18 protein-coding genes and 2 tRNA genes are annotated in these 19,046 nt (G+C 37.8%); 12 read left to right on the top strand and 8 right to left on the bottom strand.

Annotated features, from left to right (window positions below; genetic code table 11):
• Window positions 1-64 precede the first annotated feature (64 nt).
• Complete coding sequence (locus ACPF7B_RS09530; protein WP_490505569.1) at window positions 65-616, bottom strand: adenylate kinase; 552 nt, start codon at window positions 614-616, stop codon at window positions 65-67.
• A gap of 294 nt (window positions 617-910) precedes the next feature.
• On the opposite strand from ACPF7B_RS09530, the gene ACPF7B_RS09535 reads away from it, so the two are divergent.
• Complete coding sequence (locus ACPF7B_RS09535; RefSeq protein ID WP_490505570.1) at window positions 911-1,450, top strand: carboxymuconolactone decarboxylase family protein; 540 nt, start codon at window positions 911-913, stop codon at window positions 1,448-1,450.
• 90 nt (window positions 1,451-1,540) lie between these two features.
• On the opposite strand, the gene ACPF7B_RS09540 is transcribed toward ACPF7B_RS09535, so the two are convergent.
• Both ACPF7B_RS09540 and guaA read right to left on the bottom strand, forming a co-directional pair.
• Window positions 1,541-2,068, bottom strand: a complete 528-nt coding sequence (locus ACPF7B_RS09540) for a GNAT family N-acetyltransferase (RefSeq protein WP_490505571.1) — start codon at window positions 2,066-2,068, stop codon at window positions 1,541-1,543.
• Window positions 2,069-2,187: 119 nt separating this feature from the next.
• Window positions 2,188-3,432: a glutamine-hydrolyzing GMP synthase gene (gene guaA, locus ACPF7B_RS09545; protein WP_490505572.1), complete on the bottom strand. Its 1,245-nt coding sequence runs from the start codon at window positions 3,430-3,432 to the stop codon at window positions 2,188-2,190.
• 124 nt (window positions 3,433-3,556) lie between these two features.
• On the opposite strand from guaA, the gene ACPF7B_RS09550 reads away from it, so the two are divergent.
• The 5 genes from ACPF7B_RS09550 (at window position 3,557) to rph (ending at window position 7,028) form a co-directional block, all read left to right on the top strand.
• Window positions 3,557-4,027, top strand: a complete 471-nt coding sequence (locus ACPF7B_RS09550; protein WP_490505573.1) for a C40 family peptidase — start codon at window positions 3,557-3,559, stop codon at window positions 4,025-4,027.
• A 125-nt stretch (window positions 4,028-4,152) separates the two neighbouring features.
• On the top strand, window positions 4,153-5,670 hold the full coding sequence (locus ACPF7B_RS09555; RefSeq protein WP_490505574.1) for an efflux transporter outer membrane subunit: 1,518 nt from the start codon (window positions 4,153-4,155) through the stop codon (window positions 5,668-5,670).
• A gap of 130 nt (window positions 5,671-5,800) precedes the next feature.
• Window positions 5,801-5,877 (top strand) — tRNA-Pro (locus tag ACPF7B_RS09560).
• Between the two features lie 28 nt (window positions 5,878-5,905).
• Entirely contained in the window at window positions 5,906-6,124 is a 219-nt protein-coding gene (gene infA, locus ACPF7B_RS09565; protein ID WP_026879321.1) for a translation initiation factor IF-1, read from the top strand.
• 178 nt (window positions 6,125-6,302) lie between these two features.
• Entirely contained in the window at window positions 6,303-7,028 is a 726-nt protein-coding gene (gene rph / locus ACPF7B_RS09570) for a ribonuclease PH (protein WP_490505575.1), read from the top strand.
• An 83-nt stretch (window positions 7,029-7,111) separates the two neighbouring features.
• On the opposite strand, the gene dxs is transcribed toward rph, so the two are convergent.
• The 3 genes from dxs to xseB are packed head-to-tail and all read right to left on the bottom strand — an operon-like array spanning window position 7,112 to window position 10,121.
• Window positions 7,112-9,013 carry a 1-deoxy-D-xylulose-5-phosphate synthase gene (gene dxs / locus ACPF7B_RS09575; RefSeq protein WP_490505576.1) on the bottom strand — a complete coding sequence of 634 codons (1,902 nt, stop codon included), beginning with the start codon at window positions 9,011-9,013 and terminating at the stop codon, window positions 7,112-7,114.
• A 10-nt stretch (window positions 9,014-9,023) separates the two neighbouring features.
• Window positions 9,024-9,899, bottom strand: a complete 876-nt coding sequence (locus tag ACPF7B_RS09580; RefSeq protein ID WP_490505577.1) for a polyprenyl synthetase family protein — start codon at window positions 9,897-9,899, stop codon at window positions 9,024-9,026.
• Window positions 9,900-9,917: 18 nt separating this feature from the next.
• Complete coding sequence (xseB, locus tag ACPF7B_RS09585; protein WP_490505578.1) at window positions 9,918-10,121, bottom strand: exodeoxyribonuclease VII small subunit; 204 nt, start codon at window positions 10,119-10,121, stop codon at window positions 9,918-9,920.
• 158 nt (window positions 10,122-10,279) lie between these two features.
• On the opposite strand from xseB, the gene ACPF7B_RS09590 reads away from it, so the two are divergent.
• From ACPF7B_RS09590 to ACPF7B_RS09615, 6 genes are all read left to right on the top strand, one after another.
• Entirely contained in the window at window positions 10,280-12,574 is a 2,295-nt protein-coding gene (locus ACPF7B_RS09590) for a mechanosensitive ion channel family protein (RefSeq protein ID WP_490505579.1), read from the top strand.
• A 102-nt stretch (window positions 12,575-12,676) separates the two neighbouring features.
• Window positions 12,677-13,567: a glycine--tRNA ligase subunit alpha gene (gene glyQ / locus ACPF7B_RS09595; RefSeq protein WP_490505580.1), complete on the top strand. Its 891-nt coding sequence runs from the start codon at window positions 12,677-12,679 to the stop codon at window positions 13,565-13,567.
• A gap of 32 nt (window positions 13,568-13,599) precedes the next feature.
• Window positions 13,600-14,379, top strand: a complete 780-nt coding sequence (locus ACPF7B_RS09600; protein ID WP_490505581.1) for an inositol monophosphatase family protein — start codon at window positions 13,600-13,602, stop codon at window positions 14,377-14,379.
• Window positions 14,380-14,529: 150 nt separating this feature from the next.
• Window positions 14,530-15,186 (top strand): L,D-transpeptidase family protein, encoded by a 657-nt coding sequence (locus ACPF7B_RS09605; protein WP_490505582.1) that lies wholly within the window; start codon window positions 14,530-14,532, stop codon window positions 15,184-15,186.
• A 51-nt stretch (window positions 15,187-15,237) separates the two neighbouring features.
• Window positions 15,238-15,328 (top strand) — tRNA-Ser (locus ACPF7B_RS09610).
• A 174-nt stretch (window positions 15,329-15,502) separates the two neighbouring features.
• Window positions 15,503-16,318 carry a carbon-nitrogen hydrolase family protein gene (locus ACPF7B_RS09615; protein WP_490505583.1) on the top strand — a complete coding sequence of 272 codons (816 nt, stop codon included), beginning with the start codon at window positions 15,503-15,505 and terminating at the stop codon, window positions 16,316-16,318.
• 950 nt (window positions 16,319-17,268) lie between these two features.
• On the opposite strand, the gene ACPF7B_RS09620 is transcribed toward ACPF7B_RS09615, so the two are convergent.
• Together ACPF7B_RS09620 and ACPF7B_RS09625 are read right to left on the bottom strand one after the other, a co-directional pair.
• On the bottom strand, window positions 17,269-18,327 hold the full coding sequence (locus ACPF7B_RS09620) for a hypothetical protein (RefSeq protein ID WP_490505584.1): 1,059 nt from the start codon (window positions 18,325-18,327) through the stop codon (window positions 17,269-17,271).
• 23 nt (window positions 18,328-18,350) lie between these two features.
• Complete coding sequence (locus tag ACPF7B_RS09625) at window positions 18,351-19,046, bottom strand: fimbrial biogenesis chaperone (protein ID WP_490505585.1); 696 nt, start codon at window positions 19,044-19,046, stop codon at window positions 18,351-18,353.

Raw genomic sequence — 19,046 nt, forward strand, 5'->3', positions numbered from 1 at the left:
ATAAAAAGGCTACGTATAGATCATCGTAGCCTTTCTTAAAATAACAACGTATTTTTTTAAAAGATTAGTTATTAGGATCAATTGCTTTGAAAATCTCTTCACTAATTTCATCAATGTCGCCACAGCCATTAATTGTTTTTAGTTTTCCTTGTAACACAAAGTAATCAACAAGTGGGAATGTTTCATCCTCGAACACTTTGCGGCGTTTAAGAATAGTTTCTTCTGTATCATCAGAACGACCGCGTGATTTTAAGCGTTCTTTAATCACTTCAAAAGGAACATCAAAATAGATCACTCGATCGATTGGCATATTCATTTCATCTAATAATTCATCAAGTTTTTCTGCTTGATTGATATTGCGGGGGAAACCGTCAAGGAGGAAACCCTTTTCTGCTTTAAGAATATGATTTTTAACCATTCCTAACACAATTTCATCAGAGACAAGTTTACCTTCGTCCATGATTTTTTTAGCCTCTAAACCAAGAGGAGTACCTTCACTCACTTCTGCACGAAGCATATCACCTGTTGAAAGGTGCTTGATTCCAAATTTTTTCACAATGTTTTCGGCCTGAGTACCTTTCCCAGAACCAGGGGCGCCAAGCAGGACAATACGCATAAAAATTTCTCTCCTTAGGTATAATAAGAAATCCACGATTTTGCAGATTTTTTTGATCGTTTTATTATGATACACACTAACGCATAACTGCTCAATTAGCATCTATATATAAAGCGCGGTAATTATGCAGTTCTGTGAATGATTTATTGTTCTGTATATTGGAAATCTAGCTATTTTCCGACACATAAAATAATTTATAATTTTATATATTGTAAATTAATAAAATATTGACTATCATTCTTCTAATAGTAAATTCTAAGTATAAAATTTTTTATAAATAGGGAAGAAGATAAAGTGGAAAAATTTAAATTAGTGACTCCAGAAACAGCTGATGATATTGCAAAACCAATTTTAACGCAGTTGAAAGGAAAATTTGGTGTGTTACCTAATTTCTTCGGAGCATTAGGCATTGATGGCATAAGCCTTGAAGCTTTTCTTGCATTACAATCTAAGTTAGAAAACTCTCAATTTTCTAAACGAGATCAAGAGCTTTTAGCACTTGCTGTTGCAAACTATAATGGTTGCCGTTACTGTGTTAGTGCCCATACTTTTTCAGCAAAGAGAATGGCAGGGTTAACGACCGAAGAGTGTGTAGAAGCCCAGTATGGACGGTCTGAGGATGCAAGAGAACAATTGATTATTGATATTGCGCTTTCTGTTTTAAAGAATAAAGGGAACATTGAAAAAACGCTTATACAAAAAGCTGAAGAGGTGGGTTTTTCAGAAGCAGATATCATTCAGTTAACGTTATTGACAGCACTTAATAGCTTTACTAACTGGTTAAACAATGTTGTCGATCCTGCTATTGATTTTCCGGAAGTACCCTTAGTATAATTTTTAAAGAAGAAAATATCCCGAGTCTATTTATTTTATGAACTCCATTGAAGAGGGCGAATAGAGTATCGCCCTTTTTATTTAGACATTTTATTCGGTTATTGGGTTCACAGGAGTAGACAGTAGACGTTGGTAAAGTACTAAATTAAGCCACCGATCAAATTTGTAGCCGACTTCAGGTAGAGTACCGACGTGCCGAAAATCGTTTTTCTCGTGGAGTTTAATACTACCGATATTATTGTCATCGATGGCGGCAATCATTGCATGATATTGTTGTACTTGAGCGGATTTGATAAGTGATTTCAAGAGAATATCTCCATAACCTTGACTACGGAAAGAACGATGGATGTAAATAGAATGCTCCACGGTATATTGATATGCTGGTTGAATTCGAAAAGGTCCATATGTACCGAAGGCCATTAGTTGTTTATCATGAGATATCAGACCGATAACGGGATAATCTTTCGCTATTTTACTGTCAAACCATTGCTCCATATCTTCCATAGTCCGTTTTTTATAGTCATACATTGCTGTTGAGGTTTCGATTACCTCATTATAGATTTCAAGGATAGATTCGGCGTGTTGTCCGTAAGAACAATGGATGATTTGATATGTCATGATTGAGAACGTTTATTTGTGAAAGGAGTTTTTATTTTAGGTCCTTCAAAGTAAATTTTCACCAATCTAATCGTTAAAAAAGCTCGCGATAGCGAGCTTTTTTGTGAGCTTTTAGAAGATTATTCCCATTCAATCGTTGCTGGCGGCTTATTCGAAACGTCATAAGTGACGCGAGAAACGCCATCAATATCATTGATAATACGCGTTGAAACTCGTTCAATGAAATCCCATGGAAGATGTGCTGCTCGAGCGCTCATAAAATCAATTGTTTCAATAGCGCGCAGAGCAATTACATAATCATACACACGTTTATCATCTGATACACCGACAGATTTTACAGGAACGAAAACAGCAAAAGCCTGCGAGACTTTGTCATAAAGATTTGCCGCGATGAGTTCTTCTATAAAGATATTATCTGCCAAACGTAGAATATCAGCATATTCTTTTTTAATTTCTCCTAAAATGCGCACCCCTAAACCTGGTCCAGGGAATGGATGGCGATAAACCATTGCTTTTGGTAAGCCGAGTGCGACGCCTAGTTCTCGCACTTCATGTTTAAATAGTGAACTGATAGGTTCCAAAAGTTTTAGATTCATCTCTTTTGGTAATCCACCCACATTGTGATGAGACTTTACTGCAACGCCATCTTTAGTATTTAAAGATTCTAAAATATCAGGATAGATTGTTCCTTGTGCTAACCATTTTGCATTAGGGAGTTTACGAGCTTCTTCTTCAAAAATTTTTACAAAGAGTTCGCCGATAATTTTACGTTTTTTCTCGGGATCATTTTCCCCTTTTAGTGCTGCAAGATAGCGATCTTCTGCGTCAATACGGATAATATTAATTCCCATATTTTCTGCGAAAGTTTGCATTACTTTATCGCCTTCATTAAGGCGCAGAAGACCCGTATCGACAAATACGCAAGTAAGTTGTTGGCCAATAGCTTTGTGAATGAGTGCAGCAACAACAGAAGAATCTACTCCACCGGATAATCCAAGAATAACCTCATCAGCTCCTACCGTTCGTTTAATCGCTGCTGTATGATGATCAATAAAAGCGGGGATATTCCAAACGGGTTGGATATTTTGGTTTTTAATGAAGTTTAAGATAAATGATTGATCATTTGTAGCTTCAAGAGAGAGTGTGGGAATTTCTAACGTTAGGTTTGATAGAATTTTCGTTACTTCTGTCAAGTTATCTGTCAAAATACATTTCGGTAAAATATCTGTTAAATCGTTTGCTAACTCTCTCGTTGAAACGATTTCAGAATAAAATGATGCGTCCCTTAATACACGGGCAATTTTTTGAGCATCTTGTTGATTTGAGTGTACAATTAAGATCTTGTTATCTAAATGTTTTGGCATGAATATTCCTTAGAGGTGAAAAGCGATGGAACAATTTAATTGCTAAATTATAGCAAAATTGAGAATCGCCATAGGAATTATCAATCATTGAAGATGTATAGAAATAGTTAATGGAGTAAATGGAATGAATAAAAAGATATTGATTTGCGGGAAAAAAGTGCTTATCACTATCGGGCTTTTGCTAATTTCGTCCACTTTTTCGTTTGCTGAGGGGCGAAGAGAGAGCCTATTTGAATTAAAAAATGCGGCAATTTCTTATGCAAAGGAGCAGATTGGAGTACCTTATCGCTTTGGTGGAACCGATCCTAAGCGAGGATTTGATTGTAGTGGTCTTATTCAATATGTTTATCGTGCAGTAGGTGTCAATTTACCACGAGATACCCGTAGTCAATTTCAGTATGTATCAAAGACGAATAATCCTGAGCCTGGGGATGTTATTTTCTTTAAAATTCGTGGAAATAGTATCTCTCATGCAGGAATTTATCTCGGAGGGACGATGATGATTCATGCACCAAGTTCTGGCAAACGTGTTGAAATCACGAGTTTTGATACTCCCTATTGGAAAAAACGATTTTATGGCTTTGGAAAGATTTAAAAGATGACAACATTGTTGTCGATTGTTACAATATCGACCTAAGTTTATGAAAAAAAATGCCATCTATTTGTGGTAAAAATTGAAATTAGCATTGTTGCAAACGCTTTAGAGGTTGATCATTACATATGAAAAGAAAACTGTTATACATTGGCGCGCCACTTATTCTAACAGCGTGTTCATTAGCGCCGGAATATAATCGTCCACAATTACCGGTGATTGATACGTTTCCGGCAACATCAATTGTGCAAACAGGAACATTAGCAGATCAAAAATTTGCTTATGAGATCACCTGGCAACAATACTTTAAAGATCCACGTTTGAAGCAATTGATTGCAATTGCTTTGGAAAATAACCGTGATCTTAAATTAGCAACATTGAATTTAGAAGCAGCACGTATTGCGTACGGCATTACGATTTCTGAGCGCCTACCGGGCGTTAATGCATCAGGCAGCTTTTCCCGTGACAAAGTTGGGGCTGCAAATTCCCCAACAGGTGAAGCGGCTATCTCTGAATCATCCCGTGCAGGGCTTGGGATTAGTAGCTTTGAGTTAGATTTCTTCGGAAAAGCAAAGTCACTTAGCGATGCTGCATTTAGCCAATATCTCGCTTCGGAAGAAGGGCAGAAAGCTGCTAAAATCTCGTTGATTTCAGGTGTTGCGCGTGGTTATTTAACAGAACTTTTAGCGCTTGAACAGCTTCGTGTCGCAAAAGAGACCTTGAATTCAAATAGGGCGTCTTATGCGCTAGTCCAGCAACAAGTAAATGCTGGTATTGCGAATGATCTCGATCTTGCACAAGCAAAAGGTCAGGTGTTCTCGGCGCAAGCACAAGTTGCAAGTATTGAAGGGCAGTTAGGTAAGGCTCGCAATGCACTCTATACGTTAGTGGGTGCTGTTGCTACCGATTTACCACAAGGTTTATCATTAAGATCGTCACATTTTGTGGAAGAACTTCCTGTTGGTTTGCCATCACAAGTTCTGTTAGTGCGTCCAGATGTAATGGAAGCAGAATATAATTTACTGGCCGCGAATGCGAATATTGGGGCAGCACGCGCAGCATTTTTCCCAAGTATTAGTTTAACAACCACTCTGAATAGAGCATCTAGTGAACTATCAGACCTTTTCGATAGTGGTCACAGTGGTTGGAGCTTTAGCCCATCAATTTCATTGCCAATTTTTAATTGGGGTAAAATTAAGCAGAATTTAGATTTATCACATGTTCGTAAGAATATGGCGGTAGTCACTTATGAAAAAACAATTCAGACGGCATTCCAAGAAGTTGCTGATGCTTTAGTCTCTAAAAAGCCACTTTCAGATCAATTGAGAGCGCAGCAAAATCTTGTTGCAACGACTTCAGAACAATTACGTTTAGCAAACTTACTCTATACCAACGGTATTGCTAGTTACCTTGATGTATTAGATGCGCAGCGTACACTTTTTAGTTCACGTCAAGCATTGTTAACGACATACTTCGATAAGCATATCAATGATATCATGCTCTATGCGGCACTCGGTGGCGGTGCAGATATTCCAACCTCTGCGGCGGTTCAATCATCTTCATCTACAAGTAGTATCGCTCGTTCAGGATTTTTAACGGATATTCCTGGAACAACAGTAGAAGTAAAAACAGCAACAGCGCAATAAAAAGTAGTGTGATTTTTTGAAGAATTTCATGCTGTTATAAACACCCGAAAAAGTTGGTAAAAAGCTAAGTGGAAGCCGTCAAGGCTTGTCATTTAGCTTTTTATTTGCTAATATTTAAACCTCATTTTGTCGGGGCATGGCGCAGCCTGGTAGCGCACTTGCATGGGGTGCAAGGGGTCGCAGGTTCAAATCCTGCTGTCCCGACCAACATTTTTATCATTATTTGAAGAGTTCTATGTCAAAAGAAGATCATATTGAAATGGAAGGAACTGTCACTGAGACGCTTCCTTATACACAGTTTAGAGTTGAGTTAGATAATGGACATGTGATTACTGCACATATTTCTGGAAAGATGCGTAAAAACTATATCCGTATTCTAATGGGAGATCGCGTGAAGGTTGAGTTAACGCCTTATGATCTTACAAAAGGACGTATTGTTTACCGTGGTAAATAATCGTTTTTGGCATTGGAGTTATAGATAGAGGTGCTGTTTAAAGCATCTATTTTGTAACTGAAGAATAAATTAGACTAGAAATGTTTACGAATATTAACGCCCGTTTTTACGGGCGTTTTCTGCATAGAGCTTAAGGAATTGGGCTTATATAGCTATTTATTATCATTAGGAGAATTATATGAGACCATCAAAGCGATTAGCGAATCAAATGCGAGAATTGCAATTCATACCCAATTTTACAATGCATGCTGCGGGATCTGTTTTGGCTGTATTTGGGAATACTAAGGTTCTTTGTACCGCCACGATTGAGGAACGCGTACCAGGGTTCTTACGTGGAGAAGGAAAAGGTTGGATTACGGCAGAGTATGGAATGCTCCCTGGTTCAACGCATACGCGATCTAGCCGTGAAGCTGCACGAGGAAAGCAGAGTGGACGAACTTTGGAGATTCAACGATTAATTGGTCGCTCACTACGTGCAGCAGTTGATTTAGAATTGCTCGGAGAGCGAACAATTACTATTGATTGCGATGTTTTACAAGCAGATGGTGGTACTCGTACAGCGGCGATTTCAGGAGGCTATATTGCGCTTGTACTAGCGCTTCATAAGTTAGTTGAAATTGGTGTACTAGAAAAAACGCCACTAGTCGCGCAGATCGCCGCAATATCTGTGGGTGTCTATCAAGGAAAACCGGTGCTCGATTTAGATTATGCTGAAGACAGTAATGCTGATACAGACATGAATGTCATCATGACAAATGAAGGGAAGATTATAGAGGTGCAAGCAACAGCAGAGAAAGCGGCTTTTGCAAAAAGTGAGTTACTAGAGATGCTTGATCTTGCAGAAAAAGGCATTCAACAGATCACTCAGGCGCAATTAAAAGTTTTAGCAGAAGAAATTCAATAGTGATCTGATTGTTTAAATCACGTAAAAATATATCATGATTGAAAGCCGCTCCATATAGAGCGGCTTTTTATTAGCTAGCGTTATCAATTGATAGTCGAAAGAAACTTTTCAGTTTCTCGGATTAGATCTGCTACGGTTAAACCGTAATCTGCAAGGATTTCTTCTCTCTCTCCATGTTTAGGATAGGAATCTTTGATACCAAAATGTTTGATTGGCATAAAGATGCTCTCTTCAGCGAGTAATTCGTTAATTGCAGAACCCGCTCCCCCCATAATTGCACCATCTTCGAGTGTGATAATGGCATCATGTTCTTTTGCAAGCATTAGTAACTGATCTTTATCAAGAGGTTTTATAAAGCGTAAATCGAGCAAAGATCCATTAAAATTATTGGCGACAGCTTCTGCTGTTTTGATAAGTGGTCCAATATTAATTACAAGTAGCTTCTCGCCTTTGTGGACCAGGTGACTTTTACCGAAAGGAATGCCTTTATCAATGGTTGTCGGAATGTTGGCACCAATACCTTTACCTCTTGGATAACGGACAGCTGCGGGGCCTTTATATTGATATGCAGTTGTTAACATTTTATAGCACTCTTCCTCGGAAGAGGGGGCCATAATGACCATATTGGGAACGGTTCTAAGGAAGGCAATATCGAATGTCCCAGCATGGGTTGCACCATCAGGACCCACAATTCCCGCGCGATCTATGGCAAAGGTCACATCAAGATTTTGGATCGCAATATCATGTAGTAATTGATCGTAGGCTCTTTGTAAAAATGTTGAGTATATCGCAACAATGGGCTTAAGTCCGGCAAGAGCCATTCCGCCTGCGAGTGTTACGGCATGTTGTTCCGCAATGGCGGTATCAAAAAAGCGATTAGGGAAGCGTTTGCTGAATTCTACTAATCCAGAGCCTTCACACATTGCTGGTGTAATGGCCATCAAATCAGGTTCTACTTCAGCCATATTACAAAGCCATTTAGAGAACACTTGGGTATACGTCAGCGGGGTATGGGAGACTTTCTGGGTAAGCGCTTTAGATGTAGATTGTTGTATTGATTCAGAAGGCTTTTTAGATGCAGAGACGGCATGAAATTTGACAGGTTCAGCTTCTGCCTTTGCATACCCTTTCCCTTTTTTAGTGGTAATATGAAGAAGCTTAGGGCCTTGTTTCTGCTTTAAATTATTTAGCGTTGTAACGAGCGTTGGAAGGTCATGCCCATCGATGGGACCAAAATATTGAAAATCAAACTCTTCAAAGATAACACTTTGTTCTGCAACAGCACTTTTGACCCGTATTTCTGCACGTTTTGCTAAATCTTTTGCATGTGGGAAAGGTAAGTTTTCTAAAAATTTTGCGCCACTTTCTCGAATCGATTGCAAAGAAGGATTTGATAAAGTGCGAGTTAACATTGTGCTCAATGCCCCAACATTGGGTGAAATTGACATATTATTATCATTAAGAATCACGAGTAGGTTCGACTTTAAATCACCAGCGTGATTGAGAGCTTCAAATGCTTGTCCAGCCGTTAATGCGCCATCACCGATTACAGCAATAATTTGCTGCTGATCTTTGTGGAAGTGATGAGCTCCGATTGCCATTCCTAGAGCTGCACTAATAGATGTTGATGAATGACCGACACCAAAAGCATCATATTCACTTTCAAAGATAGAAGGGAAAGGTCCCAACCCGCCTTTTTTTCGAATGGTATGAATTTGATTTTTTCGGCCAGTTAAAATTTTATGAGGATATGCTTGATGTCCTACATCCCAAATAATTTTGTCGTCCGGTGTATTAAATACATGGTGCAGTGCAACCGATAATTCTACGACCCCAAGTCCTGATGCAAAATGCCCTCCTGAATCAAGCACACTATCAATTAGGAACTGTCTCAACTCATTTGAGACTTTCTGTAAATCATCTATAGAGAGATTTTTAAGATCCCAAGGTGTTTGGATTTGATCGAGTAATGGCGTTGAGTTCATAGACAAAACCTTAGTGATTGCGTGTTTGGATGTATTGAGCAAGATCGATTAGAGGTGTTGCTTTTGTCCCAAATGGCTGCAACAGCTCAACGGCTTCAGATATTAGTTCGTTAAGTTTATCAATAGAAGCATCCATTCCCAATAATGAGATATAGGTAGACTTATCGTGTAGTAAGTCCGCTCCAGGAGTCTTTCCGAGCTCTTCTTGGGTTCCGACTACATCTAAAATATCATCTTTGATTTGAAATGCGAGACCAATATTATCCGCATAGGTAGCAAGTCTGTCATAACTATCTGAATCTGCATTTCCGGCAATCGCTCCGCCTAAAATAGCTGCTTTAATAAGTGCCCCTGTCTTTTTACGATGAATCATCTCTAATGTGGTGAGTGGGATCGATTTATCTTCAGATTCAAGATCGATATATTGCCCTCCAACCATTCCAGCAGAACCTGCGGCCTGACTAAAAAGTTGTATAATTTTCAACCTATTATCTGCGCTTATTGTGCTGATAGTACTTAGACATTCGAAGCCATAGGTTAGTAGTGCATCGCCTGCTAAAATTGCTGTGGCCTCATCAAATGCTTTGTGACAAGTAAGATTCCCACGGCGGTAATTATCATTATCCATTGCTGGTAAATCATCATGGATTAAAGAATAAGCGTGGATGGATTCAATAGCGGTTGCGATTTGAAAAAGTTCTGCTTCTTTTGCCTGAAATAGTTCGCCAGATGCAAGTACAAGAAGTGCTCTAAGACGTTTGCCTCCATTTAGGGTGCTATATAAAAGCGCTTCTTTTAATCGTGCAGGTGCATCGATTTTTTCAAGATTATCTTTAAAAACCATTTCGAAGGATTTTAAGCGCTGGGTGAACCATTCCTTAAGCATTAATGATCTCTCCTCTATTTAATCTTCAGAAAGAAGCTGTTGAATACGTTTTTCAGAAGATTCCAAGCTTTCTTGGCATGCTTTTGTTAAAGCAATGCCTTCTTCAAATTTTTTCAGCGATTCTTCAAGCGAGAGTTCGTCGCTTTCTAAAGCTTCAACAATTTTTGTTAATTTTTGGAGCTGTGATTCAATGCTTTGATTTTCTGTTGTTTTTTCTGACACAGATTCATCCTTAAAATAATTAATTATTCAGTCTCATATTCTAGATTGAGCCGACACTATATGCAATAATATTACCTTCGAGTCCCTTCTTCAATCTGAGTTCAAGGCGATTAAGGTTTTCTTGTGCTCTTTTTCCTTTATTTTGAGGTTTCTGTTCAATGATCAAGCGGCTATTAACGCTGATTTTTTTGGTATTTGTGAGTGTTAGTGCGTCTTTCTCGCAAGTTCACCCTATTGGCTCAATATTGCAAAGTGGTTTAGCAGGAACAGAAACAGAAAAAGAGATTCAACAAGAACTTCCCGATCCAATGTCTTTACCAACCTCTTGGTGGAGTTATTTTCAAGGTCAAAAGGTAAGCGAGCTTCGTCAATCGGTGATTGATTTTTTAGAACGTATCGAAACCGAAGCGGCAATCCTTCCTGATGAAACACGAATAAAAGAGACACCCAAAATATCTCATATTAGCGCTAATCTCTTTGCTTATGTTGCATTAAAAGAGAAAAATGTTAATAAAGTTGTTCAAAAAAATGTTGTTAAAGAGCACTATAATATTAATGAGTTATTAACATTAATCCATCGTGAGCGGGAGCTGAGTACGGAATTAACGAGTACACGGGAAAATATCCGCGATCAAGAAAATCAATCACGCGAGTTATCTCGCCAGTTAAGTAACCAATTTGTTAGCTATTTTGAAACGCCAGAGAGAACGCCAGAACGCTACCTTTTTGCGTTGAAAGTGATTGTTTCGCAAACAGAACAGGCATTGCTTCACGAACGATTACGGTTATTGAAAGATCATCTTGCCTTGTTAGAAGAAGAGGCACGAGATCTGCAAGAGACAAAAAATATTGCAATTGCACGCTTAACATTTTCCCCTGAAGAACAGATTGCCTTAGAAGAGCGAATGAGTGATGTGATTGTTCGTTTGCAAGAGGCAAATACACGACTACTGCGAGAACAATCTCAGTTATTACTTCTGCCTGATACCACGCTTGAAGATCAAGCGGTTGCGCGATTACGTAATCAACGAGTTGCAAAAGAAAAAATCAATGTTGCCATTTTAGAAGTACAGCTTGATATGTATGAAAATGAGCGAGATACGTTAGCAATTCTTTCAAGTGAAGAAGAGTTAGATGTTGAACGTATTCAGAAGAATTATGCAGAACGTCAACGAGAGCTGCAGGATATTATTGCAAAAGCCAAAGATTGGTTTAACCAAAATGAAGTAGAACGTAGTAATACGAATGTATTATTGGCAGATATCGAAACGCGAGGAGGGAGTAATGAAAATAGCTTTCTTGCAGGCGTTGCAAATGACCGCTTAACACTAATTCAAGAAACGTCAGTGCTATTACAAAAACTTCAAACTGAAATAGCTGATAGTCAATTCATGGGCAAAATACTTGAGAATCAATTACTTAAGTATCAAGGTGTTCTACTGAATACGCTTAACCGCACGAAAAGTACGTTGAGCTATGTTTGGCGAAATGTTAAAGAATTGGTTCGAACCCCGCTTTTCACAATTGGTGAAACACCAGTAACAGCGTTAAGCTTCGCACAATTTTTATTGATAGTTCTTGTCTGTTGGTGGATTGCTTTCTGGCTTAACCGAGTTTTTAACCGTATGGGGAATAAACGAGGTGATGACAAATTGCCGGCCTATTACCTCGCTGGACGCTTAACCTACTATGCAATTATTCTTTTTGGGTTTTTGTATGGGTTAACGGCTGTTGGGATCGACTTTACTAACTTTGCATTAGTTGCAGGGGCATTAGCAATCGGTCTGGGTTTTGGATTGCAATCCATTGTTAATAACTTTGTTTCGGGTCTTATTCTTCTTTTTGAACGATCGATTAAAGTTGGTGACTTTATCGAGCTGCAAGATCAGAAAAATGGTAAGCCACTTTGGGGCGAAGTTAAAGAAATTAATGTACGTGCAACCATTATTACTGACAATGATAACGTTGATATTGTGATTCCGAACTCGGAATTCATTAATACTAAAATGTTAAATTGGACTCTAAAGGAACCGCAAAGACGGGTACGTTATCCATTTAGAGTCGCGTATGGTACTGATAAAGAAATTGTTCGTGAGGCCGTATTGGCCGCCGCTGAAGCACTTCCGCATACATTAAAAGGTATACCCGGGCGAAATCCTGCTGTATGGTTAGTAGACTTTAAAGACTACTACTATGAATTTGAGTTGGTTGTTTGGTTGACATCACGAGCCGTAAAGCGCCCTAATGGGATTCGAGCTGCTTATATGTGGGCGATTGATACGGCGTTACGCGAAAGCGGTGTTGAGATTCCTGTGCCACAACGAGAGCATCGTTTTAGAGAAGGTGAAATTCTTCCAATCGAGCGTATGCATAGAGATATTTTAATTTCAGAAGAAGTATTGGAACCATTGGATGAGGATAAATCAGACGATAATCACTCGAAAGGGCGCTAGGTTCGCTATAATATGGCTTAATGCATAAGTGAATCGACTTCTGAAAATGAATACGGTTTGAATAAGATGATAAATAGTCGAAAGATGAGATAAAGAAACGACATGAAAAAAATGACTTTCCAAGAGATGATTTTCACACTGCAAACCTATTGGGCAGAGCAGGGATGTGCAGTATTACAACCTTATGATATTGAAGTTGGTGCGGGAACATTCCATACAGCAACCTTTCTTCGAGCACTTGGTCCAGAGCCTTGGGCGGCTGCTTATGTTCAGCCTTCACGCCGACCGACAGATGGACGCTATGGTGAAAACCCCAACCGTCTGCAACATTATTACCAATTCCAAGTTGCAATTAAGCCATCCCCAGAAAATATGCAAGAACTTTATTTAGGCTCATTAGAAGCTTTGGGAATTGATACAGCAAAACATGATATCCGTTTTGTAGAGGATGATTGGGAATCACCGACATTAGGCGCTTGGGGACTAGGTTGGGAGGTTTGGCTTAACGGGATGGAAGTTACGCAGTTTACTTATTTCCAGCAGGCAGGGGGATTAGAGTGTAAGCCGGTGCTTGGGGAGATTACTTATGGCCTTGAGCGTTTTGCAATGTATGTGCAAGAAGTTGAGAGTGTCTATGATCTGATATGGTCAGATGGTCCTTTGGGAAAAATTACTTACGGTGATGTATTTCATCAGAATGAAGTAGAACAATCGCACTATAATTTCTCGCATGCGGATATCGAATTCTTATTAACCTCTTTTAATTTCTATGAAAAAGAAGTTGAGCGCCTATTAATCGCTAAATTAGCATTGCCAGCATATGAAATGGTCTTGAAAGCTTCTCATGCATTTAATCTATTAGATGCGCGTAAAGCGATCTCAGTGACAGAGCGCCAAGGATATATTTTACGTGTACGCAAGATGGCGGGAATGGTTGCTAAAAGTTACTATGAATCTCGAGAAGCACTTGGTTTCCCAATGCTAGACAGATAAATACGACCGTTAATACTACTAAGGATAGAGGAATGGATTTTCAGAAGTATCTTGATTGCGCGTTAGAGGCCTCCGATATTGCTCGGAAAATTATTGCTGAGGCATATGTGGAGAATGCTTTTAAGATAGAAATTAAAGCAGATGCAACGCCGGTAACCGAAGTTGATATTGCCACAGAGAAAGCGATATATGAGCATATATCATCAAAATTTCCAGATCATGGGTTTTATGGTGAGGAGAGTGGGCAGAAAAATATGATTTCGGATTTTATCTGGTTGATTGATCCCATCGATGGTACTAAGGCATTTGTACGGGGTCGTCCATTGTTTTCTTGCCAAATTGCCCTGATGTATAAGGGGGAAATTGTGCTCGGTGTTTCAACCGCTCCTTGTTTCAATGGGGGGGAGCGTATCTATGCGGTTAAAGGGCGAGGAGCTTTTTTAGAAGACCAGCGAATCTCTGTAAGCGAAATATCTGAACTTTCTCAAGCTGTATTTTCATCGGGGAATTTAAAGCGTTTAACGCAAGACCCAATAAAGTGGGCGAATTATGGGAAGTTAGTTGGTCAAGTGAATTCTACTCGTGGATTTGGTGATTTTCTGCAATACCATTTTTTAGCGACAGGTAGAGTCGATATTATTGTTGAATCCGATGTTAATATCCTTGATATCGCAGCATTATCCATCATCGTTAATGAAGCAGGTGGAAAAATGACAGCGCTCGATGGATCTTCTATCGCATTAGACGTATCAACGATTTTAGCTACAACACCGGCATTACATTCTAAGGTGTTAGAAATTCTGAATTTTTGATACTAAATTTAGTAGAATATTAACTTCAGACCGTCAATAAGGTGTTCTTGTTGACGGTTTTATTATGGTTTTTTAATATATTGTTCGTTTGGTGAAACTATGAGTTTTATAAATTTAAATAAGATATTCGTAATAATTCTTGGCGTTTTTATGCTTACAGCTTGTGGCAGTATCAAACAACAACCGTCCTATATCTCTGGTGGACCGCTCACTGAACGATTGAAAGCATATGGTTTACAAAGAGGCGATCAAGTACTGATCCGAATCTTTAAAGAAGAATCAATGTTAGAGCTTTGGATGAAGCCTCAAGATGCTAAAGAATTTCGTCACTTTGCCAATTATCCCATCTGTAATTTTTCGGGTAACTTAGGACCTAAAATCTATGAAGGTGATTTACAATCACCGGAAGGCTTCTATCGGGTCTATCGAAGTTCGTTAAATCCTAATAGCCGCTTCTATAAATCTTTTAATTTGGGATATCCAAATTCATTTGATCGGGCATTAGGACGCACAGGTAGTTATTTAATGGTGCATGGAAAATGTGATTCAATTGGGTGTTATGCAATGACAGATCCTCAAATAGAGGAAATTTATAGCCTCGTAGAGATGGCGCTTAAGAATGGACAAGATTATGTTGAAGTGCAAGCTTATCCTTTTAAACTGACAGAGGATCGCTTGGATCAAGAAAAAAAATCACCGCATTATGCATTTTGGCGAAATTTACAAGAAGGATATGATCAATTTGAAGCACAATCATCCCCTTTAAATTATAGTGTTGCTTATGGACGATACCTGTTTACAAAGTAGGCTTGTAAAAAGGATGCGTATTTAGTATTGTAACTAGCCTAGATAGAAATTGGAAAAGTGGCCGAGTGGTTGAAGGCGTTCGCCTGGAAAGCGGATATACGTTAATAGCGTATCGAGGGTTCGAATCCCTCCTTTTCCGCCATATTTATCAAAACCCTTGTTTAATTCATTGAATTGCAAGGGTTTTTATATGTCGAAAAGCTGTACCCCCATCTATATCCTAGGCTTTCTGTACTCAAGGATAGTTGCTCTTTAAAAGAAAAATAGACTATTATGCTTGGTAGTCTATTTTCTCAGCTGAATTGAAAGGAATTTTATGATTACATTAGAGTTGGCACAGTTATCTGTAAATGATGGAGATATAGCTGGAAATCTAGAAAAAGCATTACAAGTTATAGATAGCGCTTCCGATAAAACAGATATTATTATTTTTCCTGAAACATTCTTTTCAGGGTTTCCTAGTAAAAAAAATATTGCTGAGTTATCTCAATCCATTGACGGTGAAATTATCCAATCACTATCAGCTGCATCAAAAGAGAAAGGGGTTGCGGTAGTAGCAGGATTTTCTGAGAATAGAAATGGTAAATTTTTTAATAGTTCAGCATTTATTACTCCTGAAAGTGGATTGATAGCGGTTTATAGTAAAACTCATATGTGGTTAACAGATAGAGGATTATTTACACCAGGTGATCGTTATATCAGTTTTACTTGGAAAGGTGTTCGAATAGGATTATTGATTTGCTTTGATATTGAATTTCCAGAATCAGGAAGAGCTAATGCGCAGCTGGATGTGGATCTTCTATTAGTGGTTAATGGAAATATGGATCCCTATGGTGACACGCATCGAACAGCGATTAAGGCTAGGGCTCAGGAAAATCAGTTTTATGCGGCTTTCGTTAATAGAGTTAGTGCGGATAGTTTAGGGCACGTATTTTCAGGAGGGAGTTGTGTAGTCAATCCTTTTGGGGAGCTATTATGCGAAGCGGGCAGAGAAGAATGTAGACAAGTAATCACAATAGACCCTAGCAGCAGAAACCAATACAAACAGAAATATAATTATCTGCAAGAGAGCGCTTTGAAATATGAGTTTAATATTTCCAAAACTGATGAGCTTTTTGAACTAATAATTTAGTTAATATTATTAAATAACTCCTAATAAAAAAGGGGCGGTAATAGAGAAACTTAATAAAATTCTGTCATTGCCATCAGTGGTCTCGGGATCACTTATATGAGTCAAGTAATTGTATTGTTGACTTTCGGAGTATTAGCGACAATTACTGAGAGGGCATGTGCCACAGCATATTTATCAACTTTAGTATTCTTAGCGTTTATGATGATTACTTATTGGGATAATATACCTTGCTTATATAACAAAATGCTTTAAGAAGAACTTTCCTCAACCTGCTTTTGAAGATGATATATAGGTATGTTTTATTTGGTACATATTGGGAGTAGATATTGTGTTGTTGGTAATAACACCAATGATATATATCACAATAAAACCAATTCATTGGTGCGTTAGTTCTAACCCATTTTTTCTGCTCGATACAAAAACCTTGTAACAAATTGAGTTACAAGGTTTTTTGTTGTTTGTTGAAAAGCTGTATCCTCGCAACCTTATTGTGAAGTACATAGTCCGTAACTAGAGACTTTTTCGGCTAATTATTTTTTAAATTTATTGCTTAGATACCATGCACTTTTAAAACCTTATAAATTGCTATTGAATTTCAGTCGGTACAATACTGCTAAAATTTTCAGGGGATGGTGCAGGATCTAGAATGAAATATTAAGAAGTACTCTCAATATAGCTCATATTTTAGAGGACGATAGCTTGTGGGCTGGACCTACACTAACCGTGATGTGACAGCCCGTTAATTAACAAGTCTTAGCCGTCGAAAGTAACCTATGATATACCAAATATTGGGTTCCTTCTCACTACTGTTTTGATGTTAAAATTTTGCAAGTAAATCCTTAATTACTATATTTTTTAAAGTTGGCTTAGATCTTTATTTATTATGAGGGAGCCTAGTAGCTACGATGTTTTTTATGTTCCACAATTCATAAACCTGTGCAACAAGGTCGTTAATAATACTCAACCAAATATACGATTGCTGTTGAGAATGGTCCTGATTTAATAACTTCCCCTGGATTCTTTCTAAGTTCTGCTTTATATTTAATTCGGAGGCTATTATCAATTTTATTGTAATATTGAATAGCCTTTCCAATCTCAAGTGGCCGACCGTTAGCTCCATCTTTTAAACTAAGCAACAACCCATTTGATAGTTTAATATCTTGATTATTGATTATCGTTTCTGGGGTGGTAAAAATTACTTTGGGTCTAAGCGGTGCTGAACAATTTGATTCGTTGCGAGTTATATTTAAACTAAAATCTCTTTGCGCTATCATGCCTTGCTCTAATGATTGCTTACTAAGATTAAAATTAATTTTGTTTGGTGTTGCAGTAACTATAAATCCAGCAACATCGCATTTATTACTATTTGGCCTAAACTCATCAGAAATGAATACTACAGTATTACGTCTGCTAAGTTTATCTTCTATTTCTATATTGATGGGGTAATATTCAAGGAATTCCCAACGCATTGAAGGTTTGTAAATATTTGAAAATAGATACTTATTTCCATTTGTAACAACCAGCGTTAATTCCAGTGGTCCCTGATAATGAAATGTACCAGTATTTCCGGTTATCCTATTGTTAGGAGGATCAAACATACTACTAAGGATCTGACCACCATTTTGAGGAATAAGTCTAATTCTAGTTTCAGCTACAAATAAGGTTGGCTTAAGTACTGTATTAAAGTTCTCTATAGCTGGTTTTAAGGATTTCTCATAAAGTGGTGTCTGGGAAAAATCATCTATTATTGTAATCTTAACTTTTGATGAGGGATTAGGACATGAGAGGTGATATCTAAACTCTTTGTGTTTTACCGCGGACTTATTTTGTTCAATTTCACTAATTACTCCTCCTATTGTAGTAAATGGCCCATTTACTGTTGCTCCACTGGCAAGATTGGTGAATGTGCAGGCTGCTTGACTAATATTAGGTAAATACCCTAATGCTAAAAATACTAAGGTAAATATTAGTTTTTTTAACCTATTTAAACAGAATTGAATCAAATTCATAAAATCCCCCTTTTAATAATTTTTTATTGCACTAATTGGCAACTTACTTGTTGGCAATTATAATTAAGTTTCATACTGCTACCATAATCATCAATAAAATAGATTGATGGGGTATCTCCGAGTTTTATTTGTACCGTTTTTTGATTAAAAGGAGCAACTAAAAGATCTTTTTCTATCAAACCTTTGATATTTTGATCCCCAAATCCAAAAATAACAGCATGGTATGGGGTTGGGTTGTTAATAGTTATATTGCTACCTGTTTTGCTAATCATTAGCTCTTTTAGCCAACCATTTTCTTGATATTTTTTTAAGCCTTTTGGGCGATAAAATACTTTTAATTTTGATTGAATCACTAAATCAACTTGGTTATCAGATATACTATCTTTGGGCGGAACCCCTAAAATATTTAGGTAAAAGAGAGACTCTTGATCACTAGGTAAGGACGTACCTTCCACAAGACTAATTTTAATTTGTCTTTTTTGTAAAGGATTCAGTCGTTGTAATATTGGTAAAGCCACTAATGGAGTAACAATTTTTTGTCCATTTTGATCCTCAATCCAAGTTTGTGCTAGGTAAGGTAAGTCTGAATTACTATTTTCTATTACGATTGATTGTCCATTAGAATTACTATGATCAAAGATTACTCTAGTTCTATCAAATGAAATCTGAGCAAATGAGATATTGCCAATAAGTGCAAGCATAATTAACAGTTTTTTCAT

It is taken from the genome of Ignatzschineria sp. 22MB058224 (assembly GCF_058188435.1).

What these genes read in the sequence shown, in the direction of transcription:
- ACPF7B_RS09530 (WP_490505569.1), bottom strand. Translation starts at nt 616, where the DNA reads ATGCGTATTGTCCTGCTTGGCGCCCCTGGTTCTGGGAAAGGTACTCAG.
- ACPF7B_RS09540 (WP_490505571.1), bottom strand. Translation starts at nt 2,068, where the DNA reads ATGACATATCAAATCATCCATTGTTCTTACGGACAACACGCCGAATCT.
- guaA (WP_490505572.1), bottom strand. Translation starts at nt 3,432, where the DNA reads ATGCCAAAACATTTAGATAACAAGATCTTAATTGTACACTCAAATCAA.
- ACPF7B_RS09550 (WP_490505573.1), top strand. Translation starts at nt 3,557, where the DNA reads ATGAATAAAAAGATATTGATTTGCGGGAAAAAAGTGCTTATCACTATC.
- ACPF7B_RS09555 (WP_490505574.1), top strand. Translation starts at nt 4,153, where the DNA reads ATGAAAAGAAAACTGTTATACATTGGCGCGCCACTTATTCTAACAGCG.
- infA (WP_026879321.1), top strand. Translation starts at nt 5,906, where the DNA reads ATGTCAAAAGAAGATCATATTGAAATGGAAGGAACTGTCACTGAGACG.
- rph (WP_490505575.1), top strand. Translation starts at nt 6,303, where the DNA reads ATGAGACCATCAAAGCGATTAGCGAATCAAATGCGAGAATTGCAATTC.
- dxs (WP_490505576.1), bottom strand. Translation starts at nt 9,013, where the DNA reads ATGAACTCAACGCCATTACTCGATCAAATCCAAACACCTTGGGATCTT.
- ACPF7B_RS09580 (WP_490505577.1), bottom strand. Translation starts at nt 9,899, where the DNA reads ATGCTTAAGGAATGGTTCACCCAGCGCTTAAAATCCTTCGAAATGGTT.
- ACPF7B_RS09590 (WP_490505579.1), top strand. Translation starts at nt 10,280, where the DNA reads ATGATCAAGCGGCTATTAACGCTGATTTTTTTGGTATTTGTGAGTGTT.
- glyQ (WP_490505580.1), top strand. Translation starts at nt 12,677, where the DNA reads ATGAAAAAAATGACTTTCCAAGAGATGATTTTCACACTGCAAACCTAT.
- ACPF7B_RS09600 (WP_490505581.1), top strand. Translation starts at nt 13,600, where the DNA reads ATGGATTTTCAGAAGTATCTTGATTGCGCGTTAGAGGCCTCCGATATT.
- ACPF7B_RS09605 (WP_490505582.1), top strand. Translation starts at nt 14,530, where the DNA reads ATGCTTACAGCTTGTGGCAGTATCAAACAACAACCGTCCTATATCTCT.
- ACPF7B_RS09615 (WP_490505583.1), top strand. Translation starts at nt 15,503, where the DNA reads ATGATTACATTAGAGTTGGCACAGTTATCTGTAAATGATGGAGATATA.
- ACPF7B_RS09620 (WP_490505584.1), bottom strand. Translation starts at nt 18,327, where the DNA reads ATGAATTTGATTCAATTCTGTTTAAATAGGTTAAAAAAACTAATATTT.
- ACPF7B_RS09625 (WP_490505585.1), bottom strand. Translation starts at nt 19,046, where the DNA reads ATGAAAAAACTGTTAATTATGCTTGCACTTATTGGCAATATCTCATTT.